19 protein-coding genes are annotated in these 25,491 nt (G+C 59.6%); 12 read left to right on the forward strand and 7 right to left on the reverse strand.

Going from position 1 to position 25,491, the window contains the following annotated elements:
- Positions 1-126 precede the first annotated feature (126 nt).
- Entirely contained in the window at positions 127-1,566 is a 1,440-nt protein-coding gene (locus tag DW211_RS05110; RefSeq protein ID WP_118259642.1) for a PLP-dependent aminotransferase family protein, read from the forward strand.
- A gap of 539 nt (positions 1,567-2,105) precedes the next feature.
- On the forward strand, positions 2,106-2,987 hold the full coding sequence (locus tag DW211_RS05115) for a hypothetical protein (protein ID WP_158568496.1): 882 nt from the start codon (positions 2,106-2,108) through the stop codon (positions 2,985-2,987).
- A 242-nt stretch (positions 2,988-3,229) separates the two neighbouring features.
- On the opposite strand, the gene DW211_RS05120 is transcribed toward DW211_RS05115, so the two are convergent.
- Complete coding sequence (locus tag DW211_RS05120; protein ID WP_070097113.1) at positions 3,230-3,793, reverse strand: ferritin family protein; 564 nt, start codon at positions 3,791-3,793, stop codon at positions 3,230-3,232.
- Between the two features lie 254 nt (positions 3,794-4,047).
- On the opposite strand from DW211_RS05120, the gene DW211_RS05125 reads away from it, so the two are divergent.
- From DW211_RS05125 to DW211_RS05150, 6 genes are all read left to right on the forward strand, one after another.
- Positions 4,048-5,268 (forward strand): iron-containing alcohol dehydrogenase, encoded by a 1,221-nt coding sequence (locus DW211_RS05125; RefSeq protein ID WP_118259646.1) that lies wholly within the window; start codon positions 4,048-4,050, stop codon positions 5,266-5,268.
- A gap of 8 nt (positions 5,269-5,276) precedes the next feature.
- On the forward strand, positions 5,277-6,656 hold the full coding sequence (locus DW211_RS05130) for an aldehyde dehydrogenase (RefSeq protein WP_118259648.1): 1,380 nt from the start codon (positions 5,277-5,279) through the stop codon (positions 6,654-6,656).
- Between the two features lie 425 nt (positions 6,657-7,081).
- Positions 7,082-7,408 (forward strand): HIRAN domain-containing protein, encoded by a 327-nt coding sequence (locus DW211_RS05135; protein WP_118238333.1) that lies wholly within the window; start codon positions 7,082-7,084, stop codon positions 7,406-7,408.
- Positions 7,409-7,426: 18 nt separating this feature from the next.
- Positions 7,427-7,606 (forward strand): hypothetical protein, encoded by a 180-nt coding sequence (locus DW211_RS05140; RefSeq protein WP_118259649.1) that lies wholly within the window; start codon positions 7,427-7,429, stop codon positions 7,604-7,606.
- 66 nt (positions 7,607-7,672) lie between these two features.
- A complete protein-coding gene (locus DW211_RS05145) occupies positions 7,673-8,218 on the forward strand; it encodes a metallophosphoesterase (protein ID WP_233540952.1) in 546 nt (181 codons plus the stop codon).
- Between the two features lie 151 nt (positions 8,219-8,369).
- Complete coding sequence (locus DW211_RS05150) at positions 8,370-10,127, forward strand: DUF2130 domain-containing protein (RefSeq protein ID WP_118259651.1); 1,758 nt, start codon at positions 8,370-8,372, stop codon at positions 10,125-10,127.
- A gap of 79 nt (positions 10,128-10,206) precedes the next feature.
- Here the strand turns inward: DW211_RS05150 and DW211_RS05155 are convergent, their stop codons facing one another.
- The 3 genes from DW211_RS05155 to DW211_RS05165 all read right to left on the reverse strand — a co-directional run bounded on the left by DW211_RS05155 (position 10,207) and on the right by DW211_RS05165 (position 15,030).
- Entirely contained in the window at positions 10,207-12,888 is a 2,682-nt protein-coding gene (locus tag DW211_RS05155) for an RNA helicase (RefSeq protein ID WP_118259653.1), read from the reverse strand.
- Positions 12,889-13,197: 309 nt separating this feature from the next.
- On the reverse strand, positions 13,198-14,037 hold the full coding sequence (locus tag DW211_RS05160; protein WP_118259655.1) for a tRNA (guanosine(46)-N(7))-methyltransferase TrmB: 840 nt from the start codon (positions 14,035-14,037) through the stop codon (positions 13,198-13,200).
- A 120-nt stretch (positions 14,038-14,157) separates the two neighbouring features.
- Positions 14,158-15,030, reverse strand: a complete 873-nt coding sequence (locus DW211_RS05165; RefSeq protein WP_117842921.1) for a hypothetical protein — start codon at positions 15,028-15,030, stop codon at positions 14,158-14,160.
- A gap of 267 nt (positions 15,031-15,297) precedes the next feature.
- Between DW211_RS05165 and DW211_RS05170 the strand changes: the two genes are divergently transcribed.
- The 4 genes from DW211_RS05170 (at position 15,298) to DW211_RS05185 (ending at position 19,797) form a co-directional block, all read left to right on the forward strand.
- Entirely contained in the window at positions 15,298-16,020 is a 723-nt protein-coding gene (locus tag DW211_RS05170) for a helix-turn-helix domain-containing protein (RefSeq protein WP_118259657.1), read from the forward strand.
- Entirely contained in the window at positions 16,017-16,916 is a 900-nt protein-coding gene (locus DW211_RS05175; protein ID WP_118259659.1) for a DUF4097 family beta strand repeat-containing protein, read from the forward strand. The genes DW211_RS05170 and DW211_RS05175 overlap by 4 nt, the downstream gene beginning before the upstream one ends.
- A 97-nt stretch (positions 16,917-17,013) precedes the next feature.
- Positions 17,014-18,918: an elongator complex protein 3 gene (locus DW211_RS05180; protein WP_118259661.1), complete on the forward strand. Its 1,905-nt coding sequence runs from the start codon at positions 17,014-17,016 to the stop codon at positions 18,916-18,918.
- On the forward strand, positions 18,919-19,797 hold the full coding sequence (locus DW211_RS05185) for a spermidine synthase (RefSeq protein WP_118259662.1): 879 nt from the start codon (positions 18,919-18,921) through the stop codon (positions 19,795-19,797).
- 26 nt (positions 19,798-19,823) lie between these two features.
- Here DW211_RS05185 and DW211_RS05190 read toward each other — a convergent pair whose 3' ends face one another.
- The 3 genes from DW211_RS05190 to DW211_RS05200 all read right to left on the reverse strand — a co-directional run bounded on the left by DW211_RS05190 (position 19,824) and on the right by DW211_RS05200 (position 25,421).
- Positions 19,824-22,268 (reverse strand): DEAD/DEAH box helicase, encoded by a 2,445-nt coding sequence (locus DW211_RS05190; RefSeq protein ID WP_118259664.1) that lies wholly within the window; start codon positions 22,266-22,268, stop codon positions 19,824-19,826.
- Between the two features lie 116 nt (positions 22,269-22,384).
- Positions 22,385-23,689 carry an ATP-binding protein gene (locus DW211_RS05195; RefSeq protein ID WP_118259666.1) on the reverse strand — a complete coding sequence of 435 codons (1,305 nt, stop codon included), beginning with the start codon at positions 23,687-23,689 and terminating at the stop codon, positions 22,385-22,387.
- Positions 23,682-25,421, reverse strand: a complete 1,740-nt coding sequence (locus DW211_RS05200) for a TerB N-terminal domain-containing protein (protein ID WP_233505685.1) — start codon at positions 25,419-25,421, stop codon at positions 23,682-23,684. The genes DW211_RS05195 and DW211_RS05200 overlap by 8 nt, the downstream gene beginning before the upstream one ends.
- Positions 25,422-25,491 lie beyond the last annotated feature (70 nt).

Below are 25,491 nucleotides of genomic sequence, written 5' to 3' on the forward strand. Positions count from 1 at the left end.
ATGTGCATTGCTTGACGGAAAATCCTATCGGGGAGCTGGGCATGGCAAAATACTCAGTTTTCGAGATAATAATAAGGTCAGCTTAATACCAGATTGAACAGCTCGATAAGGTCAGGTGATATACTCATGCTTGACTACAATTTGGAAAAACGCGGCGAAGCATCGCTCTATGAGTATGTTTACCAGCAAATCCGAGATGATATCGTAGCTGGACGCATTACGGCGGGGGAGCATCTGCCGTCCAAGCGCGCCTTTGCCAGTCATCTGGGAATCAGTGTTATTACCATCGAGAATGCATATAGCCAGTTACTCGCTGAGGGCTATATTTGCTCAATGCCACGTCGTGGCTACTACGCTTGCGAGCTTCCGGATGCACCGGTTTTGGCTTCGGCTGCGGAGGGCATCGACCGAGATGCCGTCTCTGTGGGCCCCATCGTGCATGATGTCAACGGACAGGTCGAGCGATTCGATGCGCTTTCTCCTTCTGCTTTGGAGGCGGCGCGGCTTTGGCAAAGCGCGCTACGGGCGACGCTGGCATCCGAAGATGAGCGCGAAATCTTTTCGCCCGCACCGGCGCAGGGCACTGCTCGGCTACGACGCGCAATTGCTCGCCATCTGCGCGGGATAAGGGGTATGAATGTCGACCCCAACAACATTGTTATCGGTGCGGGCGCCCAGCTGCTCGATACCATGTTGGTTCAGTTGCTTGGAGCCGACAAGGTGTATGCCGTTGAGGATCCGGGCTATTTGCGCCTGACGCGCATCTATCAGGCTATGGGCTGCGAAGTGCGTCATATCCCGTTGGACGGTGAAGGCGTGGACTTGAGTGCTCTGCAGAAAACCGGGGCGGATGTCCTTCACCTGATGCCGTCTCACCAATATCCGACCGGCCTTGTGACGAGCATTGCGCGTCGCTATGCCCTGCTGAGCTGGGCCGCCGAGCAGCCGGACCGGTATCTCATCGAAGATGACTTTGATTGTGAGTTTCGCCTTGCCGGCAAGCCGATTCCCGCGCTCGCGTCGATCGATGCCGCCCAATCGGTCATCTACACCAACACCTTTTCAAAAAGTCTGTCGTCGGCCCTGCGTTTGGCGTATATGGTCCTGCCTGATGAGCTGATGGAACGGTTTAGGCGCAACCTTGGTTTTTACGCCTCGTCGGTGAGTTCTGTTGACCAGGTCGCTTTGGCTCGCTTGCTGGAATCGGGTGATTACGAGCGACATGTGAACCGCGTGCGCGTTCGAGCTCGCGAGGCGCGTGATGGCCTGACGGCGCTTGTGCGAAAGGCGTTTCCGGCGGGGGAGTTTTTGGTTGAGCACGCGGATGCCGGCCTCTACTGCGTCGTAGTTGCGGAGTGCGATAGGGGCGGAAACTCTTTTACACGCGCCCTCGCGCGCTCGAGCATCCCTTACATCGATATCAATGACTGTTTTTGGTGTCCCGATGGCGCACATGGATCTTCAAACCCGACTCGAATCCTTGTCCAGTACGACGATTTGAGTCCAAATGAGCTAAATACCCTGGAATCGCAGCTAATGGGCGCACCCTCTAACCTAAGTGAGTAGGCTTTTAGCGTGAGGAGGACCAGGCCGTTTTGTAGCAAGCTATCTACCTGCGATTTTGTGAAGCAGTTTAGTCGGTCTGCTCGGCGGGTCCTAAATAGTCTACTCACTTGCCGCGCAAGGCTTCCGCATGAGAAAAGAAGCGGGGTTTTCAACAACGCTCCGTCCAGTTCTTGGCAAGCTTTTGGCCAGTTGGGGAGGGCTGTTGAAAACTTAACAGTCCGTTCGACGCCCTTTTCGGTGCGTTCGCGCCAATGCGTGAGTACCAGGGTTGAAATCCGTGTTCTCCTGTGCCTATGAAGGATCTACTTTGTGACATATCGGCTTTTAGGTACTGGCGCTTGCCCCCTCAAGTCCTTGCTTTGTGTCCGCCGCTTCCACGACCGGAAGAAGACCGGCAGCGATATGACCTTGTCCGTAACCCGACGGCTAAGGTTGCGCTCGGCTTTCCGTTGTATACGTTGGTTCGAACGAGAAACAAGCGGACTTGCCCTGCCGGCATGAGGCAGCGGCTGTTTCTCGGTGAGCTCCCCAGGGAATCCGTGCTAGAAACGGAGCATGGGTTTTTGATTACGTCTCCTCTACTGACGGCATTCATCATGTTGCGGCATCTGACGGATCTTCAGCTTCTTTTGGTATTGGCGGAGATGTGCGGTTTGTTTGCGGTGTGTGCCCTGCCGGCGGCACTCGAGGCGGAGCTTTCGCGTGCAATTGATTCGGGCGCGATTCCGACAACTTCGGGCTGGACACGCTGTCCGTCCGAGGATGGCGTCGCTTCAGATTTATGGCGTCGCGACGCTTTGGTTTTGAGCGGAGACCTCGACCGTTTTTGTTCAGATGTTTACGGGATGCGGTACGGCAAGCGATTTATGGCGGTGTCGCGTTTCGTTCCGCTGGGCGCCGCATCGCCCTTTGAGGTCGAGGCGTATTTGTTGTTTGCACTGCCGCGAACACTAGGGGGCGAAGGTTTTTGCGGCATAGAGCTCAATGTCGAAGTGAGGCTAGGTGCAAGTGCTCGAGCGATTGTGGGAAAGTCCCGCGTCTTTATCGACCTGCTTCTGTCTTCGCCGGACGGAGCGCGACAGGTGGCCATTGAATGTCAGGGAAAGGCCTCGCACGGGCGCGCAGGGGACGGCTTGCGTGACGCTGACCGCATGACGGCCCTTCAGGCCATGGGCTACGATGTACTTCTCCTGACACACAGACAGATATTCGATGAGGATAAATTCCGCGCGATCGTTAAGGCCGTATGCAGGATGCTCGATGCTGAATATCGTGATAAAAGTTCAGATGAGCAAAGGGCTGAGACATTACTCCGGTCCGAACTATTCGTTGACTGGACAAAATTGGGAGTAATCGACGGAAAGATGCCCGTTAGACACAAAACAGCTCGATCGTGGACGGCTGCGGTTCTAAGTGAGTAGACTTTTGGCACTTTGGTGACCAGGCCGTTTTGTAACAAGGCATTTACCTGCGGCTTTATAAAGTGATATGGATGGCCTGCTCGGCAAGTTCAAAAAAGTCTACTCACTTAGTTTTTGACGAGAAGCCGATGCCGAAGGCGGTCCTGTTTCAGGGCGTTAACAAGTTCGTGAGGCACGAAAAAGGCCCGAACCAATACGGTCCGGGCCTCATCGAGCTAGAGATTATCTCTCAGGCGGCTGGCTTAGCCAAAGTAGCGCTTGAGCAGACCGGCGAAAGCCTTGCCGTGGCGAGCCTCGTCGCGAGCCATCTCGTGCACGGTGTCGTGGATGGCATCGAGGCCAGCGGCCTTGGCGCGCTTGGCGAGATCGGTCTTGCCGGCGGTGGCGCCATTCTCGGCCTCAACGCGCATCTCGAGGTTCTTCTTGGTGGAGTCGGTCACAACCTCGCCCAGGAGCTCGGCGAACTTGGCGGCGTGCTCGGCCTCCTCGTGGGCAGCCTTCTCCCAGTACAGGCCGATCTCGGGATAACCCTCGCGATGAGCAACGCGAGCCATGGCCAGGTACATACCGACCTCGGAGCACTCGCCCTCAAAGTTGGCGCGCAGGTCAGCAACGATGTCCTCGGAGACGCCCTCCATCTTGGCGACGCCCACGACGTGCTCGGCAGCCCACTCGAGCTGACCCTCCTCCTGCTTCAGGAAGCGAGAGCCGGGAACGCCGCACTGGGGGCACTTGAAATCCTCGGGCAGCTGGTCGCCGTCGAACTCTTCCACATAACCGCAAACGGGGCAAACAAACTTCATGATTCGATCCTTTCGATCGATGGCGATGGTGCGCTCGTCCGGTCCCGTAAGGGCCCTCTCCGGACGTGCGTCTTGACGAGTTCTATTATCCATAAATGCGACCGAATGTGAAGCCTATTAGGAATGATTTTTAATAAAACAATTTTCGGCATGTGAAGATGTTGATTGATTAACGATTTGCAAGCCATATGCGGACGCCGATGAGTACAATCGGTCGAACAAATGTTGACCTATCAACAAATGAAGGAGTTTCCTTTATGCATCTAGCCCGCCGCGCCTGGTGCCGAACATATCAGACGGTTTTTCGCATCGCATTGCCGATCCTGCCCTATACCGAGCCGCGCATTTTGGAGCATGCCGAGGATGTGCCCGCAGTGCTTCAAAAGCGCTCGATCCAGAAGGTCCTTATCGTGACAGATCCTGGTATTGCTCGTTTGGGACTCACGGCATCACTCGAGCGTGCGCTTACGGCTCAGGGGATTGGCGTTACGGTCTATGCCGAAACGCGTGCGAATCCCACGGTCTCAAACGTGGAGGAAGCGGCGTCCCTGTATCGCGAGAGCGCCTGCCAGGCCATTATCGGCTTTGGTGGCGGTTCGGCCATGGACTGCGCCAAGGGTGTGGGCGCACGCATCGCACAGCCAAATAAGCCCATCAACAAGATGCGTGGCCTGTTGCGCGTCCACCGTCTCCTGCCGCTGCTTATTGCGGTTCCCACTACCGCCGGTACGGGAAGCGAAGTCACACTCGCGGCGGTAATTACCGATGACGAGACGCACTACAAGTACCCCATTAACGACTTTGTGCTTATCCCGCGCTTTGCGGTGCACGACCCCGAGTTTACACGCGGCCTGCCCGCCTCCATTACGGGGCAGACGGGCGTGGATGCCCTGACGCATGCCGTCGAGGCCTTTATCGGCCGTAGCACCACGCCCTACACGCGCAAGATGGCGCGTCAGGCGGTCCAGCTCATCCACGACAATTTGCCCGAGGCTTATGAGCATGGCGACGACATGCGCGCTCGTCGCAATATGCTTTCGGCGGCGTATAAAGCGGGTGTTGCATTTACCCGCTCCTATGTCGGATACGTGCATGCCATCGCGCACAGTCTGGGCGGCCGATACGGAATTCCGCACGGTTTGGCCAACGCGATCATCCTGCCGCACATGCTTCGCGCTTATGGTGACGCCGCCGCCCCCAAGCTTGCCGATCTTGCTCGCATGGCCGGTATCGCGCCGGCTACCGCGCAGGACAGTCTTGCGGCCGAGGCCTTTATCGATTGGGTCGACCGCATGAATGCCGCCTTGGGCATTCCCAAATATGTGACGGGCATTCGCCGCTCCGATATTCCGCAAATGGCGGCCCATGCCGATGCCGAGGCCAATCCGCTATACCCCGTTCCGCTTCTAATGGACCGTCTGGAGCTCGAGCATATGTACGAGGTCGTTGCGGGTGGTATGTTTGAAGACGAGAATTAGGAGGGCCCATGAACACCGAGGAAATTGCGCGCATCGTCGGCGATCAGCGCGCCTACTTTAAGACGCACGCCACGTTTGACGTTAACGCTCGCCGTCGCGCGCTCGTGAGCTTGCGCGACGCAGTGCGGGCGCACGAACCCGATATTGCCCATGCGCTCAAGACCGATTTGGGAAAGTCGCATGACGAGGCCTATATGTGTGAGACCGGCACCTCGCTTTCCGAGATTCGTCATCAGATTGCGCATGTGGCTCGATGGAGTCGTCCGCGCCTGCGTCCGTGTGACCTCGCCAACGCCGTGAGTGTGTGCAAAACGCAAGCCGTGCCCTATGGCGTCACGCTCATTATGGCGCCCTGGAACTACCCGTTTTTGCTAACGCTCGAGCCGCTTGCCGGCGCCCTTGCCGCGGGCAATACCGTGGTCATCAAGCCGAGCGCCTATGCTCCGGCATCAAGCGCGGTGCTCAAGCGGATCTGTGAAGAGGCGTTTGATCCGCGTCTGGTGACGGTTGTCGAGGGCGGCCGCGCCGAAAACGAAGCGCTGCTCGACGAGTGCTGGGACAAGATCTTCTTTACCGGTAGCGTTCCGGTCGGCAAGCTCGTCATGGAGCGCGCGAGCAAAAACCTCACGCCCGTGACGCTTGAGCTGGGCGGCAAGAGTCCCTGCATCGTTGATGCGACGGCAAACTTGAAGGTCGCGGCACGGCGTATCGCCTTTGGTAAATGGCTCAACGTAGGGCAGACCTGCGTGGCGCCCGACTACCTGCTGGTCGATACGCGCGTGCACGACGAGCTGCTGGGACTCATCAAGGAGGAAGCCCGTCGTATGTTTGGCGAGCACCCGCTCGACAACGAGGATTACGGTCACATCGTCAACGCCAAGCATTTTGCGCGTGCGCGCGGGCTGATCGATCCCGATAAGGTTGTGCTGGGAGGTACCGCGCGCGAGTCGTCGCTCAAAATTGAGCCGACGATCCTAGACGGCGTGGCCCCCGATGACGCCGTGATGCAGGAGGAGATTTTCGGCCCCATCTTGCCGGTGCTGACGTTTGAGAGCCTAGACGAGGCAGAGACGTTTATTGCGGATCGTCCGACGCCGCTAGCTCTGTATATCTTTAGCCAGGACCGTGCGGCTCAGCAACGCTTTGTGCGTTACGTGCCCTTTGGCGGCGGCTGCGTCAACGACACGATCATGCATCTGGCTACGAGCCATATGGGCTTTGGCGGCATGGGTGCGAGCGGTATGGGCCAGTACCATGGCCGCGAGAGCTTCGATACGTTTAGCCACAAGAAGAGCATCGTGAACAAGGTAACCTGGCTGGACGTGCCGTTTCGGTATGCGCCCTACGCAAGCTGGAAGCACAAGTTCGTGCGTATGTTTGTGCATTAGAAAAGATCGCGGGTAATACGAACAAGTGTTCCTATTACCCACATTTTGCGTTAGACTACTGCTATGGAGCACGGATGGGCCAACTCCCTTTAGAAGGGATTTGGTATGAACGTAAGCGATGTTATTTCGTTATTGGCGTTGTTGATCGCGGCTATCGAACTCGGCCTGTTTATCGGCCGAATGAAATAGCCGCCCCCGCGTAAGCGAAGACGGCCACTTCTCACGATGAAAACGTGTATCGGAGTTGGCAAGACCCGCTGCCACGGGTGCCATCCGTGTTCCTATCTTATCTGCAAGCGTCCCGTCGCGCAAGCGTTGCGGCAAGCGATTGAAAGACGCAGACAGGATGAATTTGTGTCCGCACGGGCCCGTAGACTTCTCAATAAGGTTAAACGCCGGGTATTCCGGCCGGTAGAGGAGCTGCCATGTACGAGCCTTCACGTGTTCTTTTGTCGTTTCATATTGCAGGATTTCAGTATGCCGATGGCGCCTTGGTCTTGGGCGATCTTAAAGCGGGCGATAAGCTGACGCTGTGTGCCGAGCGCGATAATCCCCATGATCCCGAGGCGGTTGCGATCTACTACGGCAACACCAAGCTCGGCTATGTTCCGGGAAACGAGGCCGGCCCGCTGTCCTTGATGATGTATTACGGCCATGGGTACGTATTTGAGGCCCGTGTGCAACAGGTTGCCCCCGAGCGCAGCCCGTGGCATCAGGTGCGCGTTGGACTCTATGTGGTGGATGCTCGCTAATCGGCAATGGAGGCGGTCATGTTTGATGGCGATGACCTGTTCGATCTGACGGAAGACCCGTTTGAGTGGGATATGCTGCTCGACGATGATGAGCTAGAGCAGGACCGGAAGAAGCGGCAGGACAAGAACGCCCAAGGTGACGCGTCGAAAAAGAAAGACAAACACCGCCGAGGTCTGTTCGGCGGGCTCTTTGGCTAACCGCCGCATCGCTGTGTCTGTATACTTAGCACGAGTTTGATGCGTTGCGAAATGAGGACAGATACGATGATGTGGTTTACCGCCGACCTGCACCTGGGCGATACGAATATCTTGCACGACATGGACCGGCCGTTTGGCTCGGTCGAGGAGATGAATCGCAAGGTCATCGATGCCATCAATGAGTGCGTGGCTGCGGATGACCGCCTCTATATTCTGGGTGACTTTACCTATCGTTTGCCCCTGGCGGAGGCGGTACGCCTGCGCGAGCGCATCGAATGCCAGAATGTGACGCTCATCCGTGGTAACCATGACGGCGACTGGGAAGATCCAGCTGCGCCTCAAATCTGGGATGACGTGCGCGATTACCTGGAGATTGCTCCCGGTTACGCGAAGGGTCATCGCCTGGTGATGAGCCACTACCCCATGCTCAGCTGGAATGGCAAGGCGCGCGGCGCCATCATGCTCCACGGCCATATCCATAGCAGGGGAGACCACACCAACGCGCGCAACCGCGATCGCGAACGTCCTATCTTTCGCTACGATGTCGGTCTCGATGCCAACGACTACAAGCCCGTAAGCCGTGATCAAATCCTCGGCTTCTTTGAACTGTAATCCTCGAACCACCACACAAGCCACTACAAAGGTGCCTGTCCCCTTTGTGGTGGTTTTGGCGCCGTTGCCATTATGGCGGCGGCGCCTTTTTTTGTCCGTGCGGCGCGGTAGAGTGTAAGCGGTTGAAATTTGCGTCCATCGAGGAGCTGCTATGAACGAGATCAAGTGCCCGCATTGTGGCGAAATTTTTAAGGTCGACGCGTCCGGCTATGCGGATATCGTCAAACAAGTGCGCAATGCCGAGTTTTCGCGCGATCTGGATGAGCGTGTGAGGGCAGTCCAGCGCGAAGGCGAGCAGGCGCTGGAGCTTGAGCGCTCGCGTTCGACGGCTGCTTTGCAGGAGGCAGAGTCTCAGCGCAACGCTCAGCTTGTCGAGCAGAAGAACGCCGCGGAGCAGAAGCTGGCACAAGAGGTTGCCAAGCGCGATGCTGAGCTTGCCGAGCTGCGCGCCAAGCTCGAGGGCGCTGCCACAGAGCGCGAGAGTGCAAGTCAGCGCGCGGCGGTTGAGGCCCGTGCCGATGCTCAAAAGGAAAACGCCGAGCTTCAGCGAGAAATCGACAATCTGCGTGCGCAGCTGGAACGCAAAGATGATGAAGCCAAGCTCGTCGAGTCGGCGGCGCGCAATGCTGCTCAAAACGATTTAGCCACACGCGATGCGCAGATTGCCGAATTGCAGGCAAAGCTCTCCGCGGCGGATAAAGCCCAGGAGATGGCGCTTGCCGCTGCTGCGGCTGAGTCGAAGCGCGAGCTCGATGCCGCTCGCAGCGAGGCCGAACGCGCGCTTGCTGACTACCGCGCGAAGGCGCAAGAGAAGTTATCCGCCGCAAAGGCACAATCTGAGCAAGAGGCCGAGGGCCTGCGTGCTCAGCTGCGCGAACAGGAACTGACGGCCAAGATGAACCTATCGGAGGCGGTCGCCGCGGCGGAGCGTGAGCGTGACGAGGCCCGCGCCAAGCTCACGAGTGAGCTGGCGGTGCGCGATTCACGCGAGGAGCAGGCCAAGGCGGCACACGAGCTCGAACTTGCGCAGACCAAGCGCGCGAACGAGGAACTGATTCGCTACAAGGATGAAGAGATTGAGCGCCTTAAGGACATGAAGGTCCGCCTGTCCACCAAGATGGTGGGCGAGTCGCTCGAGCAGCACTGCGAGACCGAGTTTAACCGCCTGCGCATGACGGCGTTTCCCAACGCGTATTTCGAGAAGGATAACGATGCATCCGAGGGTACCAAGGGCGACTTTATCTTCCGCGAGTGTGACGAGAGCGGCAACGAGATCATTTCGATCATGTTCGAAATGAAAAACGAGAACGACGAGACCGCGACCAAACACAAGAACGAGGATTTCTTTAAGAAACTCGATCACGATCGTCGCCAGAAAGGCTGCGAGTATGCGGTGCTCTGCACCCTGCTGGAGCCCGAGAGTGACCTCTATAACGCGGGTATCGTCGACGTGAGTTACCGCTATGAGAAGATGTACGTGATCCGCCCGCAGTTCTTCATTCCCATGATTACGCTCCTTCGCAACGCCGCTATGGGTTCGCTTCGCTATAAGCAGGAACTGGCGGAGTACAAACAGCAGAATATCGATGTCACGAACTTCGAAGCCAAGATGGAGAAGTTCAAGGATGGCTTCTCGCGCAACTACAACCTGGCGAGCAAGCAATTCGAGTCGGCAATCAAGGAGATCGATGCCGCCATTAAGCAGCTCGAGAAGACCAAGGACGACTTGCGCCGCAGCACCGAGAACCTACGCTTGGCCCACAACAAGGCCGATGAGCTTACCATTCGCAAGCTCACATGGGGCAACAAGACCATGAAGGCAGCGTTTGACGAGGCGCGCGAGGCTGCGCCAGAGACAAACGAGGAGCCAGCCGAGGCGGATTCGTATGAGGTCGAGGATGCCGAGTAAGGCATAGCGGATAGTGAAAAAGCGGGGCTGCTGGCGATGTTGCCAACAGCCCCGCTTCGTTTCGTCCCAATATGCTTGGCTAATCCTCGAGCAAATCCTCGATAAAACCGACGCGGTAGTTCTTGAAGATGACCTCGCCACCGTCTTGCGTGGCGTCCAGATCGACATCGCCCATGATGCCAAAGTCGTGGTCGCCGTCCTCGTCGGCAAAAATCTGGTGCACGTGCCACACGTGGAGCGCCTTCTCGTCGGACTCGTCGATCGAGAACATAGCAGAGGAGCGCGCGTCGCCGTCGGTGAGAATCTCCTCGTGCTGCTCGTGGTAAGCGTCGAGTGCTTTTTGCCAGCGGATCTCGCTCATGCCCCAGTCGTCGTCGAGCTCGCCAAGGTCGCGAACGTGCTCGCGGGCGGCAAGGGTCACGCGGCGGAAGAGCGCGTTGCGCACCAACAGCGTGCAGCCGCGGCGGTCCGCCACGACCTCGTCGATGCCCTGCGGCGGCGTGGCGTCGAGGGCTGCCGGGTTGCCAGCGTTCTCCCACTCGTCTACCAAGCTCGAGTCGACCGAGCGCACCACAAAGCCCAGCCACGAGATAATGTCGCGCAGGCGCTCGTCGCGCTTCTCGATGGGTACGGTGCGGTCGAGTGAACGGTAAGCCTCTGCCAGGTAGCGCAGCAAAATGCCCTCGGAGCGGGCGATGCCGAGCTTTTGAATGTAGCCCTTAAAATCGCTCGCGCTTTCCAGCATATCGCGCAGGACGCTCTTGGGAGAGAGCTGGTAGTCGTTTGCCCAGGGTACTTCCTGGCAGTACTTGTCAAAAGCGGCGTCGAGCAAATCCTCGAGCGGCTTTTCGTACGTGACGTCTTGAATGCGCTCCAGACGCTCCTCATACTCGATGCCGTCGGCCTTCATCTCGGCCATAGCGCGATCGCGTGCGGCACGCTCCTGCGCACGCAGCACTTGCTTGGGATCTTCGAGCGTCGCCTCGACCATTGAGATTAAATCCATGGTATAGGTCTCGCTCTCGGGATCGAGCAGCTCCAACGCGGCGAGCAAGAACGGCGAGAGCGGCTGATCGAGCGCGAAGTCCTCGGGCAGGTCGACCGTCAGCGCATAGTCGATGTCTGGTGCGGCGTCAGCCGGGGCGTCGGGTGCGGGCGGCACCTCAGTGCGCACGACGACGCCGGAGTCGATGAGCGTGGCGAAGATCTCGTCGGCACGAACCTCGAGCTTTGCCTTTTCCTCGGGAGTCTGCAGGCTCGTCTCGATGAGGTCGTGTACGCGGGCTCGGGCATCGCCGCCCTGCTCGACCACGCTAATCACCATGGAGTGTGTGATGCGAAGGCGCGGCTTGAGCGTTTCAGGCTGCGTCTCGATCAGGCGCTCAAAGGTCTGCTTGTTCCAGGTGACAAAGCCCTCGGGGGCCTTCTTCTTTTTAATCTTGCGGAGCTTCTTGGGGTCGTCGCCCGCCTTGGCCATGAGCTTGGCATTCTCGATCTCGTGCTCGGGTGCCTCGGCAATCACCATGCCCTCGGTATCGAAGCCCGAGCGGCCGGCGCGACCGGCAATCTGATGAAACTCGCGGGCGCGCAGACGACGCATCTTGTAGCCGTCGAACTTGGTGAGCGCGGTGAGCACCACGGTATGGATGGGCACGTTGATGCCGACGCCGAGCGTATCGGTGCCGCAGATGACGGGCAACAGGCCCTGCTGCGCCAGGCGCTCGACCAGTAGACGATAGCGCGGCAGCATGCCGGCATGGTGCACGCCGACGCCGCATCCGAGCAGGCGCTTGAGAATCTTGCCAAAGGCCGTGGAGAAGCTCGTGCCCTTGGCGGCTTCCTTAATGGCCTCGCGCTGCTCCTTGCTGGCGATGCCAAAATTGGCGAGGGATTGCGCCGTTGCAAGGGCGGCATCCTGGCTAAAGTGCACGATATAGAGCGGGGCCTCGCCGCGGCGCATGGCGAGCTCGACCGTGCCCTCGAGGGAGGTCGTCACATAGTCGTAGCTCAACGGAACAGGACGCGGGGCGTCGACAACCAAGTCGCAGGTAGCGCCGGTGTGTTCCTCGAGCGAGGCGGCAATCGCGGTGACATCGCCGAGCGTGGCGCTCATGAGCATGAATTGCGTGTGGGGCAGGGTGAGCAGCGGCACCTGCCAGGCCCAACCACGATCGGGGTCGGCAAAGTAGTGGAACTCGTCCATGGCGACGCAGCCCACGTCGGCATCTTCGCCCTCGCGCAGTGCGTCGTTAGCAAGGATCTCTGCCGTGCAGCAGATGACGGGCGCCTTGGTGTTGATATGCGTGTCGCCGGTAATCATACCGACGTTATCGCGGCCGAGTACCTGTACTAAGTCGAAGAACTTTTCGCTGACCAGAGCCTTGATGGGGGCCGTGTAATAGCAGCGTTTGCCCTGTGCCATGCCCATAAAGAGCATGCCCAGCGCGACGAGCGATTTACCCGATCCGGTCGGTGTGCCTAAAATGACGTGATCGCCGGCGGCTAGATCCATGAGGGCCTCTTCCTGGTGGTCCCACAGCTCAATACCGCGATTGCTCGTCCATTCAAAGAAGCGCTCGAAGGCCTGGTCGGGCGTGAGCCACGGTTCGGGCTCGCTGCCGTCCTCGGGCTCCCACCAGGTGGGGGAGAGCGCACCGAGTGAGCCGAATTCGGCTTCGGTTCCCGTGCCGCCCGAGAATGAGCTGGCGGCTCCGGCGCCGGAGACGGTGCTGGCGGCGATATCTGTCGTGGTCTGTGCCATGTGTTTGCTTTCTCTCGCGATTGTCCGCCAACTATTATGGCGTAGCGGCGGCGCGGGGTGCCAGCGCGAAAGAAAATGCAGGAAATGGGCGTTCTGCTCAGCCGTTTGGTGCGGCCGCGAGCTAAGTGAGTAGACTTTTTGCGATTTCGCCAGCACATGGCTTTTGCGTAAGGGATTTACCTGCGGTTTTACTTGTTCCTATGCGGGTTGTGCTTGGCTATTGCTAAAAAGTCTACTCACTTAGGCTTGAGGGTCGTTCGTCGGTGCCTATTTGCGCTTGCTCGCTGGCGACGTGACTGTCAAAAGCCCCTATGACTCCTGCGGAAGGCGCTTTTTGCCTTTGCGGGCGCGGTTTCTAAAGTTCTCGACGGCCTCTTCCATGCCCAGAGGTACATAGGTGAGCTCATCGAGGTTTTCGGGCAGGTAGCAGGCAAGGCTTTGCTCCTGCGCGCGGCCCGCCGCGAGCTGTTCATTGCTGGGCTGCGCGCCGGGTGTGGCGCAAATGCCATAGACGACGGCACCCATCTCGCGCGTGCGGCGCTCGTATTCGGTCTCGGGGTGCTTGGGATGGTCGCGGCGGACGTCGTCGCTTACCCAAAGCGTGTCGTAGCCGGCCGCAGCAAACTGCCCCAAGGCGTAGTCGCGCAGCGGCTTGCTGTCGGTGCGCAGCGTGACGGTGGCGCCGGCTGCAAAGAGCGGGCGGTAGAGCATCAGATGGTCGACATGGACGAGCCGCTTTTTGGCGTACTTGGCCTTGGGCTGCGGCGTGGGAAAGTTGATGGTGATGGCATCGAGCTCGCCTGCGGCAAACAGCTGCGGCAGTGATGCGGCGCCTCGGGGCAGGACGAGTGCGTTGGTCAGTTTCTGCTCGCAGATTTTCTGTGCGGCATAGGCGATGCAGATGGGTTCCTGGTCCATGCCGATAAAGAGCGTGTTGGGCTCACGGCGAGCGCGCTCTACAAGGTACGTTCCCTTGCCACAGCCCAGATCCAGGTGAAGGTGTTCGAAGGGCTTGCTGCCTGCGGGCGCACAGGCCTCGCGCCAATCTCCGGCATATGCCTCGGGGTTCGTCTCAATCGCATCGGTGTAGCGCTCCAGGCGCTCCTCGAGCACAAAATTCTTAGGCGTGCGAACGTGGACGGCTCCCATGAGGGCTCCTTGGTCATACGTATGGAACACATTGCAGGCGCGTTCCGTCAATGGGTTGGAAAAAGATGGGCATAGCTTGCCCGAAAGTTGCGGTGCGGCTCGGCGGCAAGTCGCCGATGCCTACAGGCGCTTGAGAATCACGTAACGGTTGAGCTCGCCGCTGCGACCGTCGGCATGGAAGCGCTCAAGCTCGCGCACGGGGACCTCGCCGCTCTTGTAGAATGTGCGCACGCCGCGCACCAGGTCGGTGATCTGCTGATCGTCAAAGTGATGGCAATAGCGGTAGGCGTGGCGGTCGTTTTGCCAGCCAATGAGGTGGTCGCCGGCTTCAAACTGCGCGGAATCGTAACTTTCAAACGGCGGGGTGAGCTCGGCGCGGGCTTCGGCGCGAACGGCCTTGCGCGCCATGCGCTCGTCGTTCATAAACTCCCAAAAGCTGATGGCGATGATGCCGCCTGGGCGCGTCTGGCGCACCAGGGCGTCGAGCACGCGTACGCGGTACTCGCATGACGGCACGTGGTGCATAAAGCCAAAGCAGACCGAGATGTCGGCGAGCGGGGCGTCGAAAAGCACGTCGGGTGTCTCGGCGGGGTTGAGCTTCATGAGGGCATCGAGTACGTCGAGTTCCTGGAAGTGCAGGTTGGGAATGCGCAGGGCGTGACCGTGCGCATCGATAGCCAAATCCTGACACGAGTCAACACCATAGAACTCAAACGGGCAACTGGCATCTGCCGAGGGGTTTGCGCCGTCGACGCCCTTGGCGGCAAGTGCGCCGCCGGCGGCAAAGTTCTCGAATCGCATGTTGCCGCAGGCAAGATCGAAGACGCGGACGGGATGCTCGATCGTGGCGACGTCGAGCTGCTCGAGCGCTATGTCCATGGTGCGTACCCAGCCGGGCCACGGTGCCTGGCGCGTATCGGAGAAGGAGGCGGAGTGCTCGCGATAGAACGTATTGTTGAGCTGAATGAGCGATGAGGCGAAATCGCGGTTCACGGCGCGGAACTCCCTCCGTTGGCGGTGCGGAATAAACAGTACGACCATACTACCGTTAACGCCGCAACGGGGACAACCGAGCTGCGGGTCATTGCTTTGTTTGGACACATTTCCGCAGCTCATATATGCCCGCAACCGCCGGTTGTCAAAAATCTCACTAGAATAGGTGGCATGCTTTTGGCGGTGGCGGATAGATTTTTAACTGTGCAAGGCGCCTTAAGAACAAAAACGGTCCGGCGGCACGGCTGGCATCGCATAGGAGGAACCATGAATGTAGAAACTGCTCAGCGGCTCGCCGACCTTCGCCGCAGCAAGGGCTTTAGCCAAGAAGGATTGGCGCGAAAGCTGGGACTGTCACGCCAAGCGGTCAGTAAATGGGAGCGCGCGGAGAGCTCGCCCGATACCGAGAACCTGATCTCGCTCGCCAAGCTCTATGGTGTGAGTCTGGACGAGCTGCTCAATCCGAGCGACGAGATCGAGGACGATATCGAGTTTGAGAATGAGGACCGCGCCCGCCAGCGCGAGGCCGAGGCGGCAGAGCGCGCCCGTACCCACGAGGCGGCAGCGCGCGCTACCGAGGCGGCAACACAGGCAAGTGATGCCGCGGCCAAGGCCGCGCAGGCGGCAAGTTGGAGCGCGCAGGCGGCTAACGCCGCGACGGCGCAAGCGACGAACGCCGGTGCGGTCAATCCGACTCCGGTGAAAGGTCCGTTCCAGTCGTTTCCGTATTGGGCCGTGTGCTGGCTGCTGTTCTTTTTACTGATGTTCCTGTTTGGTGGTGCCCCCTTTGCCGCGCTGATCTTCTTTACGATCCCCATCTATCACTGGGTGGCGCGTGCGCTCGACGGCGATTGGGCGCGCGGGAATATTCAGGTTGGTTCGGCACCGGTGACGGCTAGGACTCAGGTGCAGGATGCTTCCGCTGCGGTTGATGCTGGCGTGGCTACCGCGACTACCGCTGACCCGATCACCAAAGAGGGTGATGAATGATGAAGCTTTCGCATGAATCCAAGGTACGCTTGGGCGTTGGCATCGGAGCGTTCGTGCTCATCATCGGACTTGTCTTTGGTATTTCGCGGACTTTGATTCATTTTGATGGCCCGTGGGATCTCGACGATGTTGTACCCGGCTTGTCTGGTATGGACGATATGTTTGACGAGGACGATCTTTTGGATGGCGGTAACTATTCCGCTCGGCCTCAGCAGCTTTCGAGTGCGACCTTTGATGCCGATCAATTTCGCTACCTCGATTTCGATATCGCCGCGGCTACGGTGGACGTCAAGGTTGTTGATGACAACAAGGTCCGTGTTATCGAGCGGGGACGCGTTGCCAAGGGCGTGGATGCCTCCAAGGCCGCGACGCAAAACATCGCATCCGTTGAGGACTCGACGCTCAAGGTTTCCCGATCTGGAAGTGATGACGGTAAGGCAATTGACCGCTCGGTTACGGTTGAGCTGCCACGCCGTGTTGCCGAACATCTGAAGGGGATCAACGCACACGTGGGCTCGGGTGATCTGCAGATTGCCGGTGTCATCTGTGATGGTCTTGACCTTTTCCTGGGTGCGGGAGATGTAGAGTTTACGGGCAGCGTGACTGATGCGCTCAGTGCTGAGGTCGGTTCGGGCGATGTGACGTTCGAGCTCTACCAGGCCCCCGCGAAGTCGATGGACGTAAGCGTGGACTCGGGCGATGTGGAGATAACGGTTCCGAACTCTACGGGCTTTACGGCGAGCCTCACCGTGGGCAGCGGCGACTTCGAGAGCGGTTTCCTTCCGCTTGGCTACGATGGCGAGACCATATTGAATCTTGAATTCGACAACGGTGATAAGTCTGCCACGTATCGTTTTGAGGTTGGTTCGGGTGACATGTCGTTTGATCCGGAGTGACATGCGGTTTTCGGAGATTGGTGCATATAGGCATGCTCTTTGATGGAGGCGCCGGGGCCGTGGTCGGCTTCGGCGCCTTTGCCTTTACAATGGGGGCATGGAACAGATTATCTTGAACATACTCGAGGCTCTGCGTCGCGGCGAGACTGTGGACGACAAAGCGCTCGTCAAATTGATACATGCCGAGGCGCGCCGCGAGGGTGCCGACAAACGCGATTTGGCTAAGCGCCGTCTGCTGCCGTTCTACCAGCGGGTTAAACGTGAGGAGCCGGCTCGGTGGGCTGCGTGGAATGTCGATTCCGATCTGGAACGTCAACTGCTGCAGGTGCTGCGTATGAAGCCGCGCCGCACGGCTTCGGGCGTGGCGACCATTACCGTCATCACCAAGCCGTGGCCCTGTTCGGGCGATTGCCTGTTTTGCCCCAACGATCTGCGCATGCCCAAAAGCTATCTGCATGCCGAGCCGGCGTGCGCCCGTGCGGAGCAAAATTGCTTTGACCCGTATCTGCAGGTGAGTGCCCGTTTGACGGCGCTTTCGCAAATGGGGCATGCGACCGATAAGATTGAGCTCATTGTGCTCGGCGGTACCTGGAGCGACTATCCGCAAGGGTATCAGACGTGGTTTATGTCGGAGCTCTTCCGCGCGCTCAATGACGATGCCGTGGCTGGTGTGGCGGCTAACCCCATGTTGGCGCGTCCGGGCATCAGTCGTGCCGAGGCGGGGCGTCTGCTCGATGACGCTCCCGCCGATGCCCTGCCGCCTGTGGTAGCAGAGCGCCGCGAGCGCTATCGGGCCGCCGGCATTGCGACAGATGAGGTCGAGCTTGCTGCCGGCGTTGCCGACGAGCAGGGGCGTGTGGATGATGCCGTGGGCGGCTATAACCGTGCGGTGCGTCGTCTGTACGGTCCCGGTACGCCGTGGGGCGAGGTCACTGAGTGGCAGACGGCAACGATGGAGGAGCTCGAGCGTCAGCAGCGTATCAATGAGACGGCGAAGCATCGCGTGGTGGGACTCGTTATCGAGACGCGCCCCGATGCTGTAACGCCGCAGGCGCTTACGCTCATCCGCCGCCTGGGCTGCACCAAGATCCAGATGGGTATCCAGAGCCTCGACCAGCACCTGCTCGATATCAACGAGCGTCGCATTTCGGTGGCGCAGATCGAGCGGGCGTTTTCGCTTGCGCGCCTGTTTGGCTTTAAGATCCACGCGCATTTTATGCTTAACTTGCTGGGCGCCACGCCCGAGGGGGACAAGCGCGACTACGAACGCTTTATGACCGAAGGGGCCTTTATGCCCGACGAGGTCAAGGTCTACCCGTGTGCGCTCATCGAGGGCTCGCGTCTGGTGGGCTGCTATGAGCGTGGCGAGTGGCGCCCCTATACCGAGGAAGAGCTGCTTGATGTGTTGGCCGATGACATCGTGGTGACGCCGGCGTTCTGCCGCATCAGTCGCATGATCCGCGACTTTAGCTCCGACGACATCATGGTGGGCAACAAGAAGCCCAACCTGCGTCAGCTCGTCGAGAATCGCTTGGCGGCTCGGGGTGACGGTGCGACGGTGCGCGAGATTCGCTATCGCGAGATCAGCACGGCGGGTGCCGACCTGGATGAACTGTTTCTTGATGAAGTCGCTTACGAGACGCCGGTGACGCGTGAACGCTTTTTGCAGTGGGTGACGCCCGAAGGCAAGATCGCCGGCTTTTTGCGCCTGTCGCTGCCCGACCGTTCGTTTGTTGCCGCGCACGCGGACGAGCTGCCGACGGGGCCGGAGGAGGCGATGATTCGCGAGGTACACGTGTATGGTATGGCGGCACGTGTGGGCGATCAGGGCCAGGCGGCTCAGCATCACGGTCTGGGGCGTCTGCTCGTGGAGCGCGCGTGCCAGATTGCTCGGGATGCGGGGTATACGCACATCAACGTGATCAGCGCGATTGGCACGCGCGAGTACTATCGCCATCTTGGTTTTTATGACCATGGCCTTTATCTGCAAAAGGAGCTCTAGATGAACAAACCGAGTGTTTCTGCCGGCGTCGTTGCCGGCGTTGCTCTGGGAGCTGCGGCGCTTGGTGCGGCCGCCGTCGCTGTTCGTGCTGCCTGTCTGCAGGTTGCGCGAACTCGCAATGGGTTGGCGCGTGTGAAACGCATGCACGACGAGAGCGGTGACGAGGTCCGTGTGCTCGTGCAGGGCGGCGTCTACCAAAGCGCGAGTTACGTTGGCGAGCGCTGGGCGGAGCCCGTCTTTGCGTACTATCGTGCGTTTGACGACGTATTTGAGGCCGAGGATGCGATGCGCGACGTTTATGGTCACGGCGTCGACCGCATGCTTATGCTGGGCGGCGGTGGGTTTGCCTATCCCAAATTTGCGCTGATGTCGCACGAGAGTTTGCGCATGGACGTCATCGAGTATGACGCAGAGATTACGCGTCTGGCACGTCGTTGGTTCTATCTGGACGAACTGGAGCGCACGGTGGGCGACCGCTTGCGGGTGATTACCGCCGAGGCTCGTTCGTATCTGGGCGTGACGAGCGTGGGCCATCGTCGCTACGACGTGGTCGTGAGCGATTGCTTTGGCGGTGCCGAGCCCGTACGCGAGCTGGCGACGGTTGAGGCGTTGCGTTTGGTGCGAGGCAGCCTGAACCCCGGGGGTATCTACGCGGCCAATATCGTGAGCGCAAACGAGGGGAGCGACGTGACGTTCCTGCGCGACTGCGCTGCCACGGCACTCGAGGTATTCGCCCACGCTTGGGTGGTCCCATGTGGCGATGCGGAGTTCGGCGGCGAGGAGAACTACCTGCTCATCGCCAGCGACGGCGACTACGCTTTTGCCGAAGCCGTGCCCTTCGACACCGACTTCCTCGGCACCGTCCTCCACGACAAGTAAGTCTCCCCGTCCCAAAAAGACTGGTTTTATGTGTGGTCGCGCCAGCTGCGGACACGCTGCTTCATGCCCTCTATGTCGAGCACGCCTTCGGCGAAGCCCTTGCGCACGAGCTCCTCGGGAACGTACTCGTCGTAGCGATCAAAATAAGGCACCTCGCCGGGATAGACGAGCTCGATGGGATTGAAGTCCTTCTCGGCCTCGGCGGCGAGCACCTCAAAGAACGTCTCCTCGTCGGCCTTCATCTTAAACTGCATAAAGTACGGGCGTGACGGGTCGAGTCCGCGAAGGCCCAGCTCAGCGGCGCATTTGATTTTAAGCATGCGCTCGAGTGCTAGGAAGGCGTAGCTGCCCAACCAAGGGAAGAGCACCCAGGTGTCGCCACCCAGGTTGATGAGCGGCTTAGTTCCCGCGCCCGAAATCTCGGCGGTATGACGAGCCTGCGCCAAGCGAGCCCGTGCGTTACCCATGAGGTACGGATATGCCGCGTGCTCGTTGAGCGCCTTGCGCATGCGCTCGAGCACATGTGTGTTGATGTCGCCAGGGCAGTCGCCAAAGTAGGCCGGCACCCGGCCTTTGACCTGCGTGGCAAAGACGGTATGGCGCTTCCAGTCCACTTCTTCGACAATCCAGCAATGGCCGGCGATGGCAATGCGCTCACCGGGCGGGGGCGGATTGACGATCGTGCCCAGCTCGGCCGATTCGCTCCGGACGGTAAACTCCTCGTTTTCCTGGAACACGGCGTAGAACTTAAAGTTGTTGATGATGCGCTCGCCCGCGAGACCCACGATGAGTCCACCGCCCTCGGTGACCTGGATGTGGTCGATCTTGATGAGGTGGCGCAGCAGTACGCGATAGTCATCGGCCGAGACGCGGTGGAAATAGCTCAGCGTGAGCACGCGCTGAGCAAGCTCGGCCGGTGTGAGTTCGCCGGTGCTGGCGAGCGTCGACATGGTCTGGTGATAGAGCAAGCTGTAGGGGAGTCGATCGAGTTCGGGTGGCTCGACCCACTTTTCTTCGCGATAGAGTTGTACGAGCGCGATGCCCTGCAGGAGCTTCCACGGAATGGTCTCGGGCATCATCGTGCGCGGCTCGGGCTCTTCCTCGCGCATGACAAACCACATCTCGGGTGGAAGATCGCGGCGTCCCGTGCGGCCCATACGCTGCAAAAAGGAGCTGACGGTAAACGGTGCATCGATCTGGAACGCGCGCTCCAGGCGACCGATATCAATGCCGAGCTCCAGCGTAGAGGTGGTGACGGTCGTCTGCGCCTGTTCCTCGTCGCGCATAAGCTCCTCGGCCGTCTCGCGCAGCGATGCCGAAAGATTGCCGTGGTGGATGAGAAAGCGGTCGGGCTCGTGCCGGCTCTCGCAGTAGCTACGCAGCATGGAGCATACGGCCTCTGCCTCCTCGCGCGAGTTGGCAAAGACCAGGCACTTGCGGCCGCGCGTATGCTCAAAGATATAGCCCATACCGGGGTCGGCGTTTTCGGGCGCGATGTCGGTGGGGTTGAGGAGCGCCTGCTCAGCGGCCTGGGGGATATCGACTTCGCCCTCGGGGGCCGAGGAAGTGCGACGGTCTTTGGGAGCGGCCTTTCCCTGCGCCTGCTTGCGACGTTGACGGCGTTCTTCCTGTTTAAGCTGTCCGCTGTGGCGCATATCTTGTCCGGATGCGGGCAGTGCCGCGGGTGCCGCTGCCTCAATGCGCTCGCATGCGAGCACCTCAGCTTCCTGCGGACCTGCGCTCTCGAATCCTCGCTGCTGCGCCTGAGGACCCGAGTTATAGAAGTGCTCCATGGAGATGCGCCACACGCGGCGCGGTTCTTCAAAGCGGGGGATAACGCAGTCGCGCCCCGTTCCCTGTGAGAGAAAGGCACCCGTGCGCTCGGGGTCGCCGATGGTAGCCGAAAGGCCAATGCGGCGAGGTTGCACGCCGGCCATGCGTGAAAGACGCTCGATAAGGCAGAGCGTCTGCCCGCCACGGTCGCCGCGCATGAGCGAGTGGACCTCATCGATGACCACATAGCGTAGGTCGCAAAACATGCGCGGGATCGCCATGTGCTTATGGATTAAGAGTGCTTCGAGTGACTCGGGCGTAATCTGCAAGATACCGCTCGGTTTTTTGATGAGCTTAGCCTTGTGCGACTGCGAGACATCGCCATGCCAGTGCCAGACAGGGATATCGGCCTCTTCGCAGAGGTCGTTGAGGCGGACGAACTGATCATTGATGAGCGCTTTGAGGGGGCCGATGTAGAGGGCGCCCACGCTCGCGGGCGGATTCTCCCAAAACTCGGTCAGGATGGGAAAGAAGGCCGCCTCAGTTTTGCCAGATGCCGTGGATGCCGTCAAGAGCACATTATCTTGCGTGTTAAAGATGGCATCGGCTGCTGCAACCTGGATAGAGCGTAAGCTCTCCCAATCGTGGGAGTAGATGAAGTCTTGGATAAACGGGGCATATCGGTCAAAGGCGTTCACGGGGCCTCCTTTCAACAACGAATTTCTCAACGCGGCTGGCAACGGCTTGCTGCATTACTGCTTCAACGTTTGCCCAGATAAAACCTGCCAAAATAAACCTGTCCCTTTTTGGTAGGTTAGATGGTGAACTCGGCGAAGTTGCGGTCGCCGCCTGCGGTGCCGGTGTCGCCTGTTGCGGCTGCCGGCGCCAGCGCGTCGCCGCCGACGCTTTGCAGCAGCTCGGCCACGTTGGCGTCGGGGTTTTGGCATAGGATGTCGAGCAACTCGATAAAGTCACGAATGACCTCGCGCGGCGTCAGGTGCGTGTCGGCTCCCACACGACCGAACTCAATCTTGAGGAAGTCAACCAAGTCGTTTTCGGTCAGCGTGGGCGTCCAGCCAAAGTAGCCGGCGTGAATTTGCATGAGTTTTTCGATCAGCACCAGCAACTCCTCGTAGGTGAGTGGTTGCAGGCGGATGATGGGCGCAAGCATGTCCTTAAGGTCCTCGCGCGCAAAGCGGCCCTGGGCGAGTCGGCTGCGTAGGGCCTCGTAGGAAAACACACCGCGGCGGCGGTCCTCGATGGAGGTCGGCGTGCCACCCATGATCATGCCCAGGTACTGCGCCTTGCCCTGAAGTGTGTCGTTGTACATGGTCAGGATCTTCTCGTAGTTGTACTGGCGCGTGATGGCGTTGGGAATCTTATACAGATTCACGAGCTCGTCGATGAGCACCAGCATGCCCTTGTAGCCGCTGCAAACCAAAAAACGCGCGATGAGTTTGACGTAGTCGTACCAGTCATCGTCGCTGATGATGGTTGAGGACCCCAGTTCGGCGCGAGCCTCGCTCTTGGTGCGGTATTCGCCGCGGATCCATTTGGTCACGCGGCTCATGGCCTCTTCGTCGCCCTCGGATACGGCCGTGCGATAGCGGCGAAGCATGCGGGTGAAGTCGAAGCCGTGGACCATCTCCTCGAGCGGGGACAGTTGGGCATTGACGACCGACTCGTCGACGTTGGCACACGAGGCGACCCAGCGATCCAGAATAAGGTTGAGCGCACCGCCCTCGGGGCGCGTCTTGGTCGATATATTGCGGATGAGCTCGCGGTAGGTGGCAAGGCCCTGCCCCTGACCGCCCTGCAGGCGTCGCTCGGGCGACAAGTCGGCATCGGCGACGACGAATCCCTCGCCCATGGCGTGCGTGCGGATGGTCTGGAGCAAAAAGCTCTTACCGGCGCCGTAGCGACCGACTAAAAAGCGGAAGCTCGCGCCGCCATCGGCGATGAGACTTAAATCGGTGAGCAGGGCGCGGATCTCGACCTCGCGCCCTACGGTGATGTAAGGAAGGCCGATGCGCGGGACCACGCCGCCCTTGAGCGAGTTGAGAATGACGGCAGCGACGCGCTTGGGCACGCGGGGTGCTGCGGATGCGGTATCACTCATGGTCTAGGTATCCTCTCACGTCTGCTTCGTAGTCCTCGATAATCTGCGGCCCTGCCGCGCCGAATTCGATAACGGTGTCTCCCACCAGGTCAAAGAGCGCCTCGTTGATGGTATCGACAAGCATGTCCTCACTCTTGCCCGACTGCGCCACCGCCGATGCCGTCTGCGCTGCGTTTTGCTCGAGTAGTGCTCGAAGATAGGCGTCTGCGGCGGGATCGAGTGCGGACGCGGTGTCAGCGGACGTGGGTGCTGGTGCGAGGAGCGGGGCCACGACGCCAAACTGCTCGGTGGAGATGGTCGGCTCGCTAGCCTCGTCCTGCTGCATGGTCGTCGCGACTGGTTCGGCGATCGTGCCGGCCACGGGCTTGGCTTCCCGTCGTTCGGCAACTGTCACCTCGGCATCCGCAAGCGTGCCGTCCTCGCGTTCCTCGTCGATCAAAAGCGCTTCGCGCGTTTGTGCGGCAGCGCTCCGAATGTGCCCCAGCTGGCTCAAATCGATATCGATCTTGACGGGCTGGTGTGCGGCGTCCCACGAAAGCCATGCCACAATCTCGTCATCGATAATCTTGGCCAGATATTTGGGGACCTTTTCTTCCTTAAGGGGATGGGCGGGGTCCAGCGCCAGGCGCAGGCGTTGGTCGCAGGCGCGCATCATTTCACCGAGCTTGCTGCTCTTTTGCCTGCTACCGTGAATCCGCATGCATTCCCAAAAACCGTTTTGGCAACGGTAGATATGGATGGGGTCCAGACGGTATTCGCAGTCCTCGTGGCGCTCGGGCGCAAAGAATACGGCCGAGGCAAACATGGTGTAGGGCATGGCCGTCTCCTCCCCAAATAAACTTGCCACGATGCCGGTCTTTCGGTGCGTGTCATAGTAGCGCGCCATGCGGACATACACGGCGCACGCCACGTGGCGCAGATCACGGTGGTGGCTGCGGTCGAGCCGCGAGCTACTTAGGTTGTACGTGGAGAGGGCGTTGATGGCGGCCATGAGTCGCTCCTCGCGCACCTCATCGGGCGGAAGGGGGAGCGTGGGCTCGGAGGTTTTGCGACGCTTAGGGGTCTGGCCGGACGGTGCCGGTACAAGGTCTCGTGCCGCGCGCCGCAGTTCGATAAGGGCGTTATCGAACATGACGGTTTTAGAGTCGCGAAGCAGCTTGGGGTCGAGCCCGTGGAACACGGCGTAATCTTGCAGCCACACGCGCGCAAACCGGTCGATGCCGGGCTCGAAGGCGCGATAGACATCCCAAAAAGCCTTGATCTTGTTAAAACCATCGAGTGGATTATCTACGCCAATGCCGCAGATCAGCTCATAGAGATACAGAAAGGCAAAGGACGTAGACGTTTCCTCGACGGTTCCGCGGCGCACTTGGGCACGCCAGGTAAAGTAGCCGCGCAGTTGCCGGTCGCTCATGGCGTTGTAGGTGGGAAAGTACGACTTAAAGGTGCCGTTGTAGGGACAGTCGTCCTCAAAGTCGGCCATCAGCAGGCCCTGGCGGTAAAAAAGCTCGGCTTCCGAAAGCCAGCGGCCCGCACCGCCCTTGGGGTCATCCTGCCAGCGCGATATCTCGCGCATTTTACGGTACTGGTCGGGGAGGAAATTCTGCATCTGTCGGCCGGTTTTGAGAATCGGCTCGTCTGCGTAGGTTTCGTTTGAGAAGCGGGCGGACTGATGGGTCCGGGCCTCGGCCATAATGCGCTCGATGAGCATCTTGATGTCCTGGTCGGCCACCGCTCCTCCTCTCGAACGCAGCTACGGTGACCTCATATCATAGCACAGCATCAAACAGATGTTCGAGATA

The organism is Collinsella sp. AM18-10, from assembly GCF_003471585.1.
Taxonomy (GTDB): domain Bacteria; phylum Actinomycetota; class Coriobacteriia; order Coriobacteriales; family Coriobacteriaceae; genus Collinsella.

Excerpts from the sequence above, each read along its gene's own strand:
- DW211_RS05110 (WP_118259642.1), top strand. The coding sequence starts at position 127 with ATGCTTGACTACAATTTGGAAAAACGCGGCGAAGCATCGCTCTATGAG.
- DW211_RS05125 (WP_118259646.1), top strand. The coding sequence starts at position 4,048 with ATGCATCTAGCCCGCCGCGCCTGGTGCCGAACATATCAGACGGTTTTT.
- DW211_RS05130 (WP_118259648.1), top strand. The coding sequence starts at position 5,277 with ATGAACACCGAGGAAATTGCGCGCATCGTCGGCGATCAGCGCGCCTAC.
- DW211_RS05135 (WP_118238333.1), top strand. The coding sequence starts at position 7,082 with ATGTACGAGCCTTCACGTGTTCTTTTGTCGTTTCATATTGCAGGATTT.
- DW211_RS05140 (WP_118259649.1), top strand. The coding sequence starts at position 7,427 with ATGTTTGATGGCGATGACCTGTTCGATCTGACGGAAGACCCGTTTGAG.
- DW211_RS05145 (WP_233540952.1), top strand. The coding sequence starts at position 7,673 with ATGATGTGGTTTACCGCCGACCTGCACCTGGGCGATACGAATATCTTG.
- DW211_RS05150 (WP_118259651.1), top strand. The coding sequence starts at position 8,370 with ATGAACGAGATCAAGTGCCCGCATTGTGGCGAAATTTTTAAGGTCGAC.
- DW211_RS05155 (WP_118259653.1), bottom strand. The coding sequence starts at position 12,888 with ATGGCACAGACCACGACAGATATCGCCGCCAGCACCGTCTCCGGCGCC.
- DW211_RS05160 (WP_118259655.1), bottom strand. The coding sequence starts at position 14,037 with ATGGGAGCCGTCCACGTTCGCACGCCTAAGAATTTTGTGCTCGAGGAG.
- DW211_RS05170 (WP_118259657.1), top strand. The coding sequence starts at position 15,298 with ATGAATGTAGAAACTGCTCAGCGGCTCGCCGACCTTCGCCGCAGCAAG.
- DW211_RS05175 (WP_118259659.1), top strand. The coding sequence starts at position 16,017 with ATGATGAAGCTTTCGCATGAATCCAAGGTACGCTTGGGCGTTGGCATC.
- DW211_RS05180 (WP_118259661.1), top strand. The coding sequence starts at position 17,014 with ATGGAACAGATTATCTTGAACATACTCGAGGCTCTGCGTCGCGGCGAG.
- DW211_RS05185 (WP_118259662.1), top strand. The coding sequence starts at position 18,919 with ATGAACAAACCGAGTGTTTCTGCCGGCGTCGTTGCCGGCGTTGCTCTG.
- DW211_RS05195 (WP_118259666.1), bottom strand. The coding sequence starts at position 23,689 with ATGAGTGATACCGCATCCGCAGCACCCCGCGTGCCCAAGCGCGTCGCT.